Origin of the sequence: Candidatus Palauibacter sp. (assembly GCF_965197445.1) — a bacterium.
In the GTDB taxonomy this organism is placed as follows: Bacteria; Gemmatimonadota; Gemmatimonadetes; order Palauibacterales; family Palauibacteraceae; genus Palauibacter.
In genome coordinates, this window is sequence record NZ_CBDANE010000005.1 from 873,943 (window position 1) to 886,456 (window position 12,514).

A 12,514-nucleotide genomic window follows, 5' to 3' on the forward strand; every position below is an offset into this window, starting at 1 on the left:
GTCCACCCGGGTTTGGGAAGACCGGCCGAAGGCGCCTCCACCCCATGGCGACACCGTGGCGTCGCGCTCGCGCTGCAACGATCTTTCCATCGGCACGGATCCCATCGAAAGAACGTACGAGACCCTCTGTGAGCGACAGTCCCGCTGTCTGGTTCCACACTTTCGGGTGCAAGGCGAACCAGTACGACACCGAGCGAATCCGCCAGGAACTCGAGTTGCGCGGAGCCGCGACAGCGCCTGACGCCGCGGCGGCTGACGTAGCAGTCATCAATACCTGCACGGTCACGAACCAGGCCGACGCGAACGCGCGGCATCTCGTTCGCCGCCTGCGTCGTCGCCACCCGGGTCTCCGCATCGTCGTCGCCGGCTGCTCAACTGCGTTTCGCGAGGCGGAATACCTCTCCCTGGAGGAAGTGGACGGAGTCGTGGCGGGACACGACCCTGCCGCCGTGGCCCGACAGCTTCCGGCTGTGGGAGAGCTACCCCGGGCAGCGGCCAATGCTCCGCTGGTGCGCAACGCGCGAGGTACGCGTGCCTGGCTCAAGATCCAGAACGGTTGCGACCGGAAGTGCTCCTTCTGTGCGACCCGAATCGCTCGCGGGGCCTCCGTCTCGCGCCCGACCGACGACGTGATAGCGGAGGCGGCGACGCTGGCCCGCGTACACCCGGAACTCGTCATCACCGGCATCCACATCGGGCACTACGGGAAAGATCTCGGGCCGGGCGTCACACTCGCGGGCCTTTGTGAACGATTGCTCGACGAGGTCCCCGCCCGCTTTCGTCTCTCTTCAATCGAGGCCACCGAGATCGAGGATCGGCTGATCGACTTGCTCGCCGAGTCGGACGGGCGTCTGGCCCCGCACCTGCACGTACCGCTTCAGAGCGGGTCCGACCGCGTCCTCCGGTTGATGCGACGATGGCACACGCGGGAAGCCTATCGTTCGCGGTTGCTCGCCATCGCCGATCGTGTCGACGCCTTCGGGCTCGGCGCGGACATCATCGTCGGCTTCCCTGGCGAGGGCGAGGGGGAGTTCGAGGAGACGCGCGCTCTCGTGGAGGAGTTGCCGTACACCTATTTACACGTCTTCCCCTATTCGGTGCGGAACGGCACCGTTGCGGCGACGCTTCCGGGGCGAGTTCCCGGCGACGTGGCGGCGGCCCGGTCGCGCACACTGCGGGAACTGGGACTCCGAAAGGGAGAGTCCTATGCGGATGCGCGTGTGGGCGAGGTGGCGGACATCATCGTGGAAGGCCGGAAAGACAGGGTCGCCGGCCTTACGGGCGACTACCTGCGGGTCGAACTCCTCGGCCACGCGGTGCCCGGAGACCGCTTTTCGGCGGTCCTGGAGGGACGGGTGGGACGCCTGGTCGCCGCTATTCCGTCGCGTCGGGGACCGTGCGCGGGCTCACGAGAGACTCCCCCCCGTCCACCACGAGGATCGCGCCCGTAATCCAGTCTCCGCCTGGCGAGCACAGGTAGGTCACCATCCGTCCTATGTCGTGGGGATGACCGAGTCGCCCGGCCGGAATGAACCGATCCGCGAACCCCGCGCCCGCCCGCGCACCGAACATGTCGACGTCCTCGCTCGGAGGCGCGCGGAACGCCTTTCTCACGCCCTCGGTCGGGATGGGGCCCGGCGCGACCGCGTTCACGTTGATGCCGTGGCGCGCCCACTCGATGGCCAGCGTGCGGGTCAGGGCGTCCACCCCGGCCTTCGCCGCCGTGGCGTGGGCCATCTGCGGCCAGCCCCGGTAATGGAGGGTCATCGAGATCGACACGATCCGCCCGTATCCCTGCTCCGCCATCACCGGAAACGCGGCGCGACAGGCGTGGAAGGTCCCGAACAGGTCGATCTCCACCACCGCGCGCCAGCCGTTCGGGGAGAGTTCGGCGGTCGGCGCGTAGAAGTTGCCCGCCGCATTGTTGATGAGGATGTCGACGGAGCCGAGTCCTTCCCGCGTCTCGCGCACGGCGCGTTCCAGCGCGGCGGGCTCCCGGACGTCGCCCACGGTCGGGAGCGTCCGCACCCCGTACTTCGAGGCCAGGCGGTCCGCCGCCTGTGCGACCCGTTCTTCGTTGCGGCTGAACACGCCGACCGACGCTCCGGCCGCGGCCAGGCACTCGGCGATGCCGTAGCCGATCCCGCTGCCACCGCCCGTGATGAACGCGGCTCGGCCCGCGAGAATCGCCGGCGCGAACAGCGCGCCCGTCTCCTGCGCGCGATCCATCTCGCCATCCATCTCGCCATCCATCCCGCGCCTCCCTAGCGAAACATGCTGCGGGCGACGAACCACACGTTGGCCGGACGTTCGGCCAACCGCCGCATATACCAGGCGAACCACGCGTCCCCGTAGCTGATCAGCACCCGGAGGGGCGTGCCGTTCCGGACGAGCCTCCGCTGATCCCGGCGTCCGATCCCGTACAACATCTCGATCTCGAACCGACCGCCGTCGAGGCCCGCCGCGGCGGCGTATTCCGACAGAGGTCCGATCATTGCCGGGTCGTGCGTACCGAGCCCGAGGAAGCCGTCCCCTCCGTCGGCCAGGTGATCCATCAGGCGCCTTGCAAGCGCCAGGTAGTTCGCGTCCACATCGCTCTTGGTCGGGAAGGCGAGATCGGGCGGCTCGGAGTAGGCCCCTTTCACGAGCCGGATGCGCGGCCCCAGCTCGATCAGCGATTCGAGATCCTCGGCGGCGCGCCGCAGATACGACTGGAGACAGAGGCCTACATTCTCGTGCCGGCTCCGGACCGCCCGGAACAGTGAGAGCGTCGCCTCGGTGTACTCCGACCCCTCCATGTCGATCCACAGGGTGCCGCGTCCCCGGGCCTGCGCCGCGAGTTCAGAGACGTTGTCACATGCGACGTCCGCGCCCTGGTCGAGCCCCAGATGGGTGGGTTTGATCGACACCTCAACATCCAGCCCCATCTCTTCCGCGAGTTCCATGACCCGCGTGTATTCGGCGACGGTCCCGCGCGTTTCCTCCACCGTCTCGACGTTCTCGCCGAGCATCGTGATGAGCGTGGGAACGCCCTCCCCACCCAGACGGTCGGCCTCGCCGAGCGCGTGCTCCAGCGTCTCTCCCGGCATGAACTTCCGGACGGCCCGGCGAACGAAACGCCGTTCCGGAAGGCGCCGGGAGAGCCACGGATTCGTGGAGGCCCACAGGAACGTCCTCCGCATCATCTCCATCCGGAAGCGTGGCTAGGTCCGCAGTCCGGATTCGCCGGACTCGGAGACATCGAAGCCGATCCACATCCCCGTCACCGCGTGGGCCGGGATGGGACACACCAGAGCGTACTCGCCGGCAGTGGCGGCCGTGAAGCTGATCGTCTCGGTGCCGCCACCGGGCGCCGTGGCCTCCGTCAGGGAGGTGGCGTTCGATGTGATGGCGCCGTCGAACACCGGCGGCGCTTCGTCAAAGACCGCCGGATAACTCGCCTGACGCTCGAGCACTCCGACGCTATGGTACATGACGGGGTCTCTGTTCTCGAAGTTCACCGTGACGGTGTATCCGGCGGGCACCACGACGGTGGCCTCGCCGTTCGCGTAGCCGTTGAAGTTCCAGCGGTTGTTCGCATCCGTCGAGCCGGCGACAAGATCGATCGTGACCGTGCCGGCCCCTTCATTGACGGCGATCCAGTCCACCGAGGTGACGCTCGGGGCACTGGTCTCCGCAGGCTGGGCCGCGGGGGCCGCCGCGGGCGCGGGTGCGGGCGAGGGCCGGTCGCTTGCGTCGCCGCCACCACACCCCGCGAGGGCGATGGCACCCATCGCTGCAATCGTTGATCGTTTCATCATTCTATTCCGCTCCAAAGTCTTCGTTGGTTGGTTGGATCCAGAAACATCAGGCTCCCGTCGGCAGGATCGGACCATACGGGGAGCGCCGGGAATATACAGGATATGGAACCGTGGGCCACGTCGGGGCCGAGGGCGCCGGGGCCCCCTGCCGAGCGTGTGTACATGCGCGCCATGCCGGCAGGTCGCGCCTGAAGCTGGCGCGAAAGCAGGGTGAGCCCCCATACTAACGGCGGGGTTCCGTTTCGTCCCAGGCTCGGAGGGACGATCCCAAAACGAACCCGTTTTCGAATGTCGCCATCGCTTTCGCGCTGGCGAGGGATCCCGGAGGCTGCCTGATTCCGGTCCGCGTCGCGAGATCATTCTTCTTCCACATCCTCCGTCGCCCAAGGGATCGAATCCGGCCCCGGGAAGCTCCAGACACAGAGCGGTGAATTGACGAACAGCCAATCTCAGGGCGGCCAAACCCCTCGCGGCGGACGGGGCGGCTCCGGCGGGAAGGGCGGCTCCGGCGGCCGAAACAGTTCCGGTGGATCTCGCCCTCAAGGGGGGCCATCCCGCGGCGGCAAGGGGCCGGGCGGCCGTGGCGGAAAGAACCGGGGCCGTCGCAGGCGCTCAAGAGGACGCCGGAACCAGAACCAGGGAAGCCAGTCGCCGAAGCCCCGGGGTGAGCAGCCTGTAGCGGAGGCGCCCGAAGGTCCGAAGGACGGCTATCTCGGACTCCTGGAGAGGCTCGGAAACGGGACCGGCTTCGTACGCCGCAGGCACGCCGGGTACACACCCAGCCAGGACGACATCTACGTCAGCCCCAAGATCGTCTCCCGCTACGACCTGCGGACCGGGGACGAAATCTGCGGGCAAGCCGGTCGCCCTCCGCGCCCCGGCAAGAGCCCTCCCCTGCGACATCTGCATTCGGTCAACGGTCAACCGCCGGAAGAACTCGGGAACCGAAGGCAGTTCGAGCGGCTGGGCGCGCAGCACCCGGATCGACGCCTGCGTCTCGAGTGCGGGCTCGAACGGCGCGGACAGCCGGATTACACGAACCGGATCATCGACCTCATCTGTCCCATGGGCACAGGCCAGCGATCGCTCATCGTCGCCCCCTCGAAGGCCGGGAAGACAATGGTACTGCAGGCCATCGCGGAAGGGATTGCGAAGAACCACCCGGACTGCAAGATCCTCATCCTCCTCGTCGACGAACGCCCGGAGGAAGTGACGGAGATGGAAGCGACCGGCCTCGGCGAGGTCACGGCCTCGAGCTTCGACCATCGCGCCGAACGCCACGTCCAGGTCGCCGAGATCACGCTCGAGCGCGCGCGGCGGCGAGCGGAGATGGGACAGGATGTGGTCCTCATCCTGGACTCGATTACGCGGCTCGCACGGGCGTACAACACGACGGAAGAGGGGAGCGGCCGTACCCTCACGGGGGGCATCGACGCGACCTCGCTCGAGAAGCCGAAGCGCTTCTTCGGCAGCGCCCGCTCCGTGCCCGAGAGCCGGGGCGGCGGCTCGCTGACCATCATCGCGACGGCGCTGGTGGACACCGGTTCGCGAATGGATCAGGTCATCTTCGAGGAGTTCAAGGGCACGGGGAACAGCGAGTTGGTGCTCGACCGCGACCTGTCGGATCGCCGGATCTTCCCCGCCATCGACCTCAACTCGAGCGCGACGCGCCGCGAGGAACGCCTGCTCGAAGACGACGAACTGCTCGTAACACAGGCGATGCGTCGGGAGTTGAGTTCCTACCCCCCCGTCGAAGCCATGCAGGAGGTCCTCGGCCTGATGCGCCAGACCGAGTCCAACGACGAACTGGTCTCGAAGCTGAGACGGCGAATCTAGCAGCCCCTAGCCACCGGCCTCGGCTCGGTCCCGGGCTCGTTTCTTCTCTCTCTCGGCGAAGTGCAATACCTCGTACGCCGCCGCCAGGATCAAACCCAGTTCCCGGCGATCGAGATCCGCCCGCTGAAACATGTTCCGGAAGCTCCGCATCTTGGGAACCGGGTCGATGCCGTGGAACAGACCGATCTCCTCCATCGCGCGCTGCCACTTACCGAAGAACGCTTCGAGTTCGGAGTGCAGGGCCGGGGGCGTCTGCCGGCGCTTCTTGAGCGACAGATCGCGGTCCGTCCAGTCCTCCGGACCTATTGCGGCCTTTCGAAGCTCGTACATGAGGATGACGGCCGCGTGGGCGAGGTTCATCGAACTGTGATCCGGGTTGGTGGGGATGCACACCAGTCCGTGGCACAGGTCCAGCGCCTCGTTGGACAGGCCCCGGTCCTCGCGGCCGAAGACCACAGCCAGCGGCGCACCTCGGGCGGTGAGCCGGGTCGCCGCCTGCTCCGGGTTCCACCAGTCCTGTCGCGTGGAACGGCGCCGGGCCGTTGCGCCCAGCGCATATCCCACATCCGCCAGCGCGGACGGGAGGTCTTCGAAGACCCGGATCCGCTCGACCACATCCCTCGTATCGTGCGCGATGCCGGTGATTCGCCAGGCGTCGAACTCGGCCGGGTTGACGAGGCGAAGCCGCGTGAACCCCATGTTCTTCATGGCGCGGACCACGAGCGCGATGTTGACGACATCCTGCGGCTCGTGAAGGACGATAACCGTCCGGTCGAGCTGGGTGCCTCCCGCGCTCACGCCCTCGGTAGGCCCTCGGGGCGGGAGCCCTTCCACTTCCTGCCGCGACGGGGGCGCAGGGCGGGATAGCCCGTCTCACCGCAGCTTGGGCACGCTTCGGTGTATGCGCCGATCTCGGTCCGGCAAACCGCGCAATGCACACCGACTTCGTCCGGTCCGTACGACAACGGCTCACCGCATTTCTGGCATGTCTGGTCGGCCAGCCCCACCGGCCCGCCGCAGTCCGGGCAATCCATCCGCTTGTCGTTTATGGGATCCTCCTCACCACGAATCTCGTGAGACGCCCGCTGCCGGACCCGGAGCGCCGGTGCCGCCGCAACGATACCTTGGGCGGCGCCCGGCCGCATCCCGAGACACAAGCTACGCCGGAGAGTTGATTGGGGCAGGATCAGATCGACAGAGGCGGGGCGTTCGAAGCGGAGGGCCAAACGCACCTCGGGCCGGCAGTCTGGTTCTTCGGCGGGCTGATGTTCGTCATAGGCCTCGTGACGTCGATCCTCATGCTGCGCGACTTCCAGTCCGACAGCTACCTGTATCTGGCCTTTTACTCGATCCCGGCCAATACCGCCATCTCGGTCTTTCCCCACGAGCCGGTACTCATCTACTTCGGGAAGGTCGCGGACCTCAGGCTTGCCGCAGCGGCGGCCACCGCCGGTACGATCGTGGCCGCGATCATGGATCACGTCGTCTTCGTTCCCATCCTCAACCTGCAGAACATCCAGGCGTACAAGCGGAAGAGGTTCTACCGGAAGGCGATCTCGTATTTCATGCGGTGGCCGTTCGCCACGATCGTCGTCACCGCGTTCACACCGATCCCGTTCTTTCCGTTCAAGTTCCTGGCTTTCTCGATCCGATATCCCATGTGGAAATGGGTGACCGCGCTGGTGGTCGCGCGTTTTCCGCGCTATTACCTTCTCGCCCTCCTCGGGGCGACGATCGCGGTCCCGAACTGGATTCTGATCACCAGCGTGGCCGTGGTCTTCGGACTGTACCTCGTGAAGGCGATCCCCGCAGGCTACAAGCGCCTGAAGGCAAGGCGTCAGGCGGGGATGTGAGCCGGTCTTCGAAACAGACAAGGTGGGCGGATGCCTAACATCTCCGGGGCCATGGCGGCACGCATGCTGGCGCGGGGGATCCGGAACCGGATCCAGAACAAGCCGCTGTCGGTCTCGTTCGAGATCACGCACGCCTGCACGGCGAACTGCTGGCACTGCAACTGGGGCGGTCCGATCAAGGAAGAGCGGCTGGGCGCGGAGGAATACGCCGCGATCTGCCGGGAACTCCGGCCGGTCGTCTCGCACGCGTCCGGAGGCGAGCCGCTGGCGCGCGGAGACGTCTACGACATCGTCGACGCGATGACCAACAAGGGCGGCCTGCCCTGGATGATCGTCGTCACCAACTCCTCGAACCTCACGCCCGAACGCTTCTTCCGCCTCAAGGACAGCGGGATGCACCAGCTGTCCACATCGCTCGATTTCCCGGACGAACGGCATGACGAGTTCCGCCGCATCCCCGGACTGTTCGACCGCATGGCGGAGGTAGTGCCGGAGATCGCCCGCCGGAGCAGCGACACGGACGACATCCTGCTCAACGTCTGCATCACCGCGTGGAACTACAAGGACATCGGGGACATGGTGCGCGTCGCGAAGGACTGGGGCGTGCCGATCAACTTCTCCGTCTACACCCACCTGCGCGTTCAGGACCGCGCCGGTCTCATCGAGGGGGACGGGCTCGACGGCCTCGCCGAGAGCATCCAGGAGGTGATCGACCTCCGAAACGCCGGATATCCGGTCTACACGACGCCGCGCGTGCTGTGGAAGTTCCACCGCTTCCTGACCGAAGGCGGCATCGGCGGATGCCAGGCCGGGCGCCGGTTCCTCGTCATCAACCCCGATGGCCGCCTCACGCCGTGCGCGATGGTGATGGCATACTTCGACCGGCAGGAGGACATGCTCGAGAAGTTCACGAAGCAGAACACCTGCGAGCAGTGCTACATCTCGACCCGGGCCAACACCGAGAAGAGCTTCAAGGAGTTCGTCCAGGACAACTCGGACGCCTTCCTCAAGATCCTCACCCCCTGGCGCAACTGACGCCCGCGCTCTCTCCGCCTCCGGCTTTTGACACGGAGCGGGGCCGCCGGGTAACATCGCTGTCCCTCGGGGCGGTAGCTCAGCTGGCCAGAGCGCTGCGTTCACATCGCAGAAGTCGGGGGTTCGAGTCCCTCCCGCCCCACTACATGTACAACGCGCGGGCGTAGCTCAGTTGGTAGAGCGTCAGCTTCCCAAGCTGAAGGTCGCCGGTTCGAGACCGGTCGCCCGCTTTGAGAGAGCCCCGTCGGCCCGGGCGCCGGAGAAGGTGCCCGTGATCATCTGCGGCATGCCTTCGACGCTCACATCGAAAGTGCCGGCCACTTCGTTTCCGGACAGCGTCCCTTCAAAGGTGAACACCCCGGTCTGCCCATCCTCCACGATACGGACCTTGAAGCCGAAGCCGTCGCCGTCGACCCAGATTTCGCTCGCATCCTGAGTACGGCTTTCTCCTTCGGCCTCTCCCGTCCACGTCCCACTGACCGTACCGTCTTCCTCCGCTCCGAAGGTCCAGATCATGGCGATCGAGGGCGGAATGTTCGACTCGGCCGTGACCTCCCAACTGCCAACGAGCGCCTCCTCCTGGGCCGCGACGGCAGGGACCTTCACGGTGATAGCGACCAGCCCCGCCAGCAGCCCGGCTCCAATCCGCACGACGCTGAGTCTGGTGCTCGTCATGGACGGCCTCCTTACCTTACATATGACGTTTGACGTTCATCGCAGCGGGAGTTCGGGAAGCGTCAGTCCCCCGAAAGCCTCCTCGCCGCGTGGTGTTCGGTCGTACGCGACGCATGCTGACACGGTTTCGGCGCCTATTGCCGGGGACGCCGGACCACCAGCGCGCCCTGCGGGCGAAAAGGAGACGCAATGCGTAAGGTGTGGCTTGCGGCCCTCTCGGTTACCTGGGTGGCGTGCGGAACCGGGAGGGAGGTTGCGGGCGGCCCGGAAGTGGTGACCGACACGATCGGAAACACCATCGTCGTCCGAACTGTGTCAGGGAGTCAGTGGGGCGCCGACGCGACGCTGGTTCCCGAACTCTCGATCGGCGAGATGGACGGGCCGGACGAATACCTCTTTGGCAGTATTGCGTCGGTGGCGGTGGACGACGACCGTAACGTCTACGTCTTCGATCAGCAGGCTCAGAACGTGCGCATATATGACCCCGAGGGCGGCTACATGCGAACTTTGGGAGGGCCCGGACAAGGTCCCGGCGAGTTGCAGCAGCCCGAGGCGATGGCCGTGCTTCCTGATGGCCGAGTGGTCGTTCGTGACCCGGGCAATACGCGCCTGCAAGTCTATGGCCCCGGTGAGGAGTCGTCGGAGCAGTGGCCGTATATCCCGGCTTTCTATTCGAACTATCGGCTGTGGACGGACAATCAGGGCAGGACGTATGTGGCGGCCCGTGACCTCTCTCGGCCGGGGGTGTCTTTCGGAGATCTCCTCGCCGTCTTCGATTCTGACGGAACGCCCGGCGACACCGTGGCACCACCCTACGCGGAGTTCGAAGCTGAAACGGTCACCGAAGAAAGAGACGGCGCCAGGGTGACCTACGGAGTACCCTTTGCTCCAAGTGCGATCTGGGCGGTCCACCCCAGCGGACACTTCGTCAGCGGAATCTCGTCGGACTACAGGATCGACCTTGAGTTGCCCGAAGGGGTCCTCCGCATCGAGCGCGCCGTTGAGCCCGTTCGCGTCTTCCCCCGCGAGGCGGATCATGAGCGCGCCAGGACCGAGCGGGGTATCGGTATGACCTTCCCGGGGTGGACGTGGGACCGACCGTCGATTCCGGACACGAAGCCACCTTTCACCGGGCTTTACACCGGCCGGGATGGTCGGATATGGGTGCGAGTCTCAACCGAGGCACAAGAGGTCGAGAACGAGGACCATGACCCGGACAACCCATTCTCCACGCCCGTCGAGTGGCGATCTCCTCTCCGGTTCGACGTGTTCGAAGCAAACGGAGCCTACCTGGGGGCCGTGAATCCGCCCGAAGACTTCTACGCCAACCCCTCGCCCGTCTTCGAGGGCGACTACGTGTGGGCCGTCAGCGGGGACGACCTGGGAATCCAAAGCGTGGTTCGATACCGAATCACTCTCGAATCCGGCACCTGAGGACGGGCTACCCCGTTACCTTGATCAAGCGTGGCGGCACCCGCAGTCTTCCCGGGGGTCGCACCCGGAGGGGTGGCAGAGCGGCTGAATGCACCGGTCTTGAAAACCGGCGGGCTTACGCCCACGTGGGTTCGAATCCCACCCCCTCCGTTAGAAGTAGGGCGAAAGCCCACGTGGGTTCGAACCGAGCGACCGAAGGGAACGAGCTCGGCGAGCACGCGTAGCGTGTGAAGCCAATCCCACCCCCTCCGTTAGAAGTAGGGCGAAAGCCCACGTGTCCCCGGCGGGCCGTGTCAGGCCTTCCGCCTCACAGTATTATCTCCCCCCAACGCGGTGAGGTGCGGAACGAGGTCGATCCCACGATTGCCTGACGGGCTCCTTCCGTCTTGAAGCCAAACCAGGGTGGCTGGAGACGATCAGCTTGATCCACACGGATGCGAAAAGGCGTGTCGCGATCACCGGCGTCGGAATGATCACATCCATCGGCCTCGACACGGACGCCACCTGGGACGCGCTTCTCCGTGGCGTGAGCGGCGCGGGTCCGATCACGCTGTTCGACGCGTCCGACCAGGCCGTTCGCTTCGCCTGTGAAGTGAAGGACTTCGATCCGCTCGACTATCTGGACAAGAAGGGAGCGCGCCGCGCGGACCGGTTCCTGCAGTTCGCCATTGCCGCGGCGGCCCAGGCCATGGAACAGGCGGGGTTCAGTAATGGGTTCGCCCACCTGCGCCCGGACCGGACGGGAGTCATCGTCGGCGTGGGGATCGGGGGGCTCCCGTTGCTGGAGGCCCAGCACAGGAAGCTCCTGTCGCGGGGACCCCGCGCCATCTCCCCCCTCCTCATACCGATGTTCATCCCGGATATGACGACGGGACTGCTGTCCATCCTGTACGGGGCGCGGGGCCCGAACTTCGCGACCGTATCGGCCTGCGCTTCCAGCGGCCACTCGCTCGGACTCGCCTTCCGCTCGATCAGGAGGGGAGAGACCGATGTGATGATCGCCGGGGGCACCGAGTCCGCTATCACTCCGCTCGCGGTCGCCGGTTTCGCGTCCATGGGATCGATGTCGACGCGCAACGACGATCCGGAGAGTGCCTGCCGCCCCTTCGACGCCCGTCGGGACGGTTTCGTGCTCGGGGAGGGGTCCGCGATTCTAGTGCTCGAGGAGCTGGAGCACGCGAGGGCGCGCGGCGCGGAGGTTCTGGGGGAGATCGTAGGCTTCGGGCAGAGCGCGGACGCGTACCACATGACGGCTCCCGCTCCGGACGGAGTCGGCGCCTGTCTGGCCATGCGGCAGGCGCTCGAAGACGGGGAGCTCACCCCGGCCGACATAGACTACGTCAACGCGAACGGTACTTCGACTCCCGCCGGTGACGCCGCCGAGACGAAGGCCATAAAGGACGTGCTGGGCGACCACGCGCGATCGGTCGTGGCGGGCTCGACGAAGTCGATGACGGGCCACCCGCTCGGGGCGGCCGGAGCGATCGAGGCGGTGATTTCCATGCTCGTCTGCAAGCACGGTGTGATTCCTCCGACGATCAACTTCGAGGAGGCCGATCCGGAGTGCGATCTCGAGTACTCGCACCGCGGCCCCCTGGAGCAGTCCGTCTCGGTGGCGCTGTCAAACTCCTTCGCCTTCGGCGGACACAACGCCTGTCTTGCGATCCGCCGCTGGGACGGCGAGTAGGCGCATTGGCGGCCCGGCAGGTTCGCGGCGCGCGAGAGTAGCTCGGCGCCTCACCCGGGGGGGTGGCAGAGCGGCTGAATGCACCGGTCTTGAAAACCGGCGGGCTTTACGCCCGCGTGGGTTCGAACCGAGCGACCGAAGGGAGCGAGCTCGGGGAGCCTGCGGAGCAGGCGACCCAATCCCACCCCCTCCGC

The 12,514-nt window shown here is 66.4% G+C and carries 10 protein-coding genes and 4 tRNA genes; 10 read left to right on the plus strand and 4 right to left on the minus strand.

From position 1 onward, the window contains the following. The first annotated feature begins 128 nt into the window (after nt 1-128). The gene (locus ACN9M6_RS11160) at nt 129-1,451 is read left to right on the plus strand and encodes a MiaB/RimO family radical SAM methylthiotransferase (protein WP_419162985.1); all 1,323 of its coding nucleotides are present in this window, start codon (nt 129-131) and stop codon (nt 1,449-1,451) included. On the opposite strand, the gene ACN9M6_RS11165 is transcribed toward ACN9M6_RS11160, so the two are convergent. Genes ACN9M6_RS11165 through ACN9M6_RS11175 form a run of 3 tightly spaced genes read right to left on the minus strand, consistent with a single transcriptional unit; the run spans nt 1,375 to nt 3,800 of the window. Then, nucleotides 1,375-2,253, minus strand: a complete 879-nt coding sequence (locus ACN9M6_RS11165; protein ID WP_419162986.1) for an SDR family oxidoreductase — start codon at nt 2,251-2,253, stop codon at nt 1,375-1,377. The two genes, ACN9M6_RS11160 and ACN9M6_RS11165, sit on opposite strands and share 77 nt — an antisense overlap. An 11-nt stretch (nt 2,254-2,264) precedes the next feature. Then, nucleotides 2,265-3,185 carry a proline dehydrogenase family protein gene (locus ACN9M6_RS11170; protein ID WP_419162987.1) on the minus strand — a complete coding sequence of 307 codons (921 nt, stop codon included), beginning with the start codon at nt 3,183-3,185 and terminating at the stop codon, nt 2,265-2,267. 18 nt (nt 3,186-3,203) lie between these two features. Next, the gene (locus ACN9M6_RS11175) at nt 3,204-3,800 is read right to left on the minus strand and encodes a sulfocyanin-like copper-binding protein (protein ID WP_419162988.1); all 597 of its coding nucleotides are present in this window, start codon (nt 3,798-3,800) and stop codon (nt 3,204-3,206) included. A 432-nt stretch (nt 3,801-4,232) separates the two neighbouring features. Between ACN9M6_RS11175 and rho the strand changes: the two genes are divergently transcribed. Then, nucleotides 4,233-5,636, plus strand: coding sequence for a transcription termination factor Rho (rho, locus tag ACN9M6_RS11180; RefSeq protein ID WP_419162989.1), 1,404 nt, complete (start codon nt 4,233-4,235; stop codon nt 5,634-5,636). 6 nt (nt 5,637-5,642) lie between these two features. On the opposite strand, the gene ACN9M6_RS11185 is transcribed toward rho, so the two are convergent. Beyond that, nucleotides 5,643-6,434: an RNA methyltransferase gene (locus ACN9M6_RS11185; protein WP_419162990.1), complete on the minus strand. Its 792-nt coding sequence runs from the start codon at nt 6,432-6,434 to the stop codon at nt 5,643-5,645. Between the two features lie 377 nt (nt 6,435-6,811). Between ACN9M6_RS11185 and ACN9M6_RS11190 the strand changes: the two genes are divergently transcribed. The 8 genes from ACN9M6_RS11190 (at nt 6,812) to ACN9M6_RS11225 (ending at nt 12,513) form a co-directional block, all read left to right on the plus strand. Further along, on the plus strand, nt 6,812-7,489 hold the full coding sequence (locus tag ACN9M6_RS11190) for a hypothetical protein (RefSeq protein WP_419162991.1): 678 nt from the start codon (nt 6,812-6,814) through the stop codon (nt 7,487-7,489). 30 nt (nt 7,490-7,519) lie between these two features. Next, nucleotides 7,520-8,524 (plus strand): radical SAM protein, encoded by a 1,005-nt coding sequence (locus tag ACN9M6_RS11195; protein ID WP_419162992.1) that lies wholly within the window; start codon nt 7,520-7,522, stop codon nt 8,522-8,524. Between the two features lie 68 nt (nt 8,525-8,592). Further along, a tRNA-Val gene (locus ACN9M6_RS11200) sits at nt 8,593-8,666 on the plus strand. Between the two features lie 15 nt (nt 8,667-8,681). Further along, a tRNA-Gly gene (locus ACN9M6_RS11205) sits at nt 8,682-8,754 on the plus strand. Between the two features lie 634 nt (nt 8,755-9,388). Continuing rightward, nucleotides 9,389-10,633, plus strand: a complete 1,245-nt coding sequence (locus ACN9M6_RS11210) for a 6-bladed beta-propeller (protein ID WP_419162993.1) — start codon at nt 9,389-9,391, stop codon at nt 10,631-10,633. A gap of 66 nt (nt 10,634-10,699) precedes the next feature. Continuing rightward, nucleotides 10,700-10,783 (plus strand) — tRNA-Ser (locus ACN9M6_RS11215). A gap of 271 nt (nt 10,784-11,054) precedes the next feature. Further along, nucleotides 11,055-12,320, plus strand: coding sequence for a beta-ketoacyl-ACP synthase II (fabF, locus tag ACN9M6_RS11220; RefSeq protein ID WP_419162994.1), 1,266 nt, complete (start codon nt 11,055-11,057; stop codon nt 12,318-12,320). A 56-nt stretch (nt 12,321-12,376) separates the two neighbouring features. Further along, nucleotides 12,377-12,513: transfer RNA gene (locus ACN9M6_RS11225), tRNA-Ser, on the plus strand. Nucleotide 12,514 lies beyond the last annotated feature (1 nt).

Coding starts and splice junctions, on each gene's coding strand:
- ACN9M6_RS11165 (WP_419162986.1), bottom strand. CDS start 2,253: ATGGATGGCGAGATGGATGGCGAGATGGATCGCGCGCAGGAGACGGGC.
- ACN9M6_RS11170 (WP_419162987.1), bottom strand. CDS start 3,185: ATGATGCGGAGGACGTTCCTGTGGGCCTCCACGAATCCGTGGCTCTCC.
- ACN9M6_RS11175 (WP_419162988.1), bottom strand. CDS start 3,800: ATGATGAAACGATCAACGATTGCAGCGATGGGTGCCATCGCCCTCGCG.
- ACN9M6_RS11195 (WP_419162992.1), top strand. CDS start 7,520: ATGCCTAACATCTCCGGGGCCATGGCGGCACGCATGCTGGCGCGGGGG.
- ACN9M6_RS11210 (WP_419162993.1), top strand. CDS start 9,389: ATGCGTAAGGTGTGGCTTGCGGCCCTCTCGGTTACCTGGGTGGCGTGC.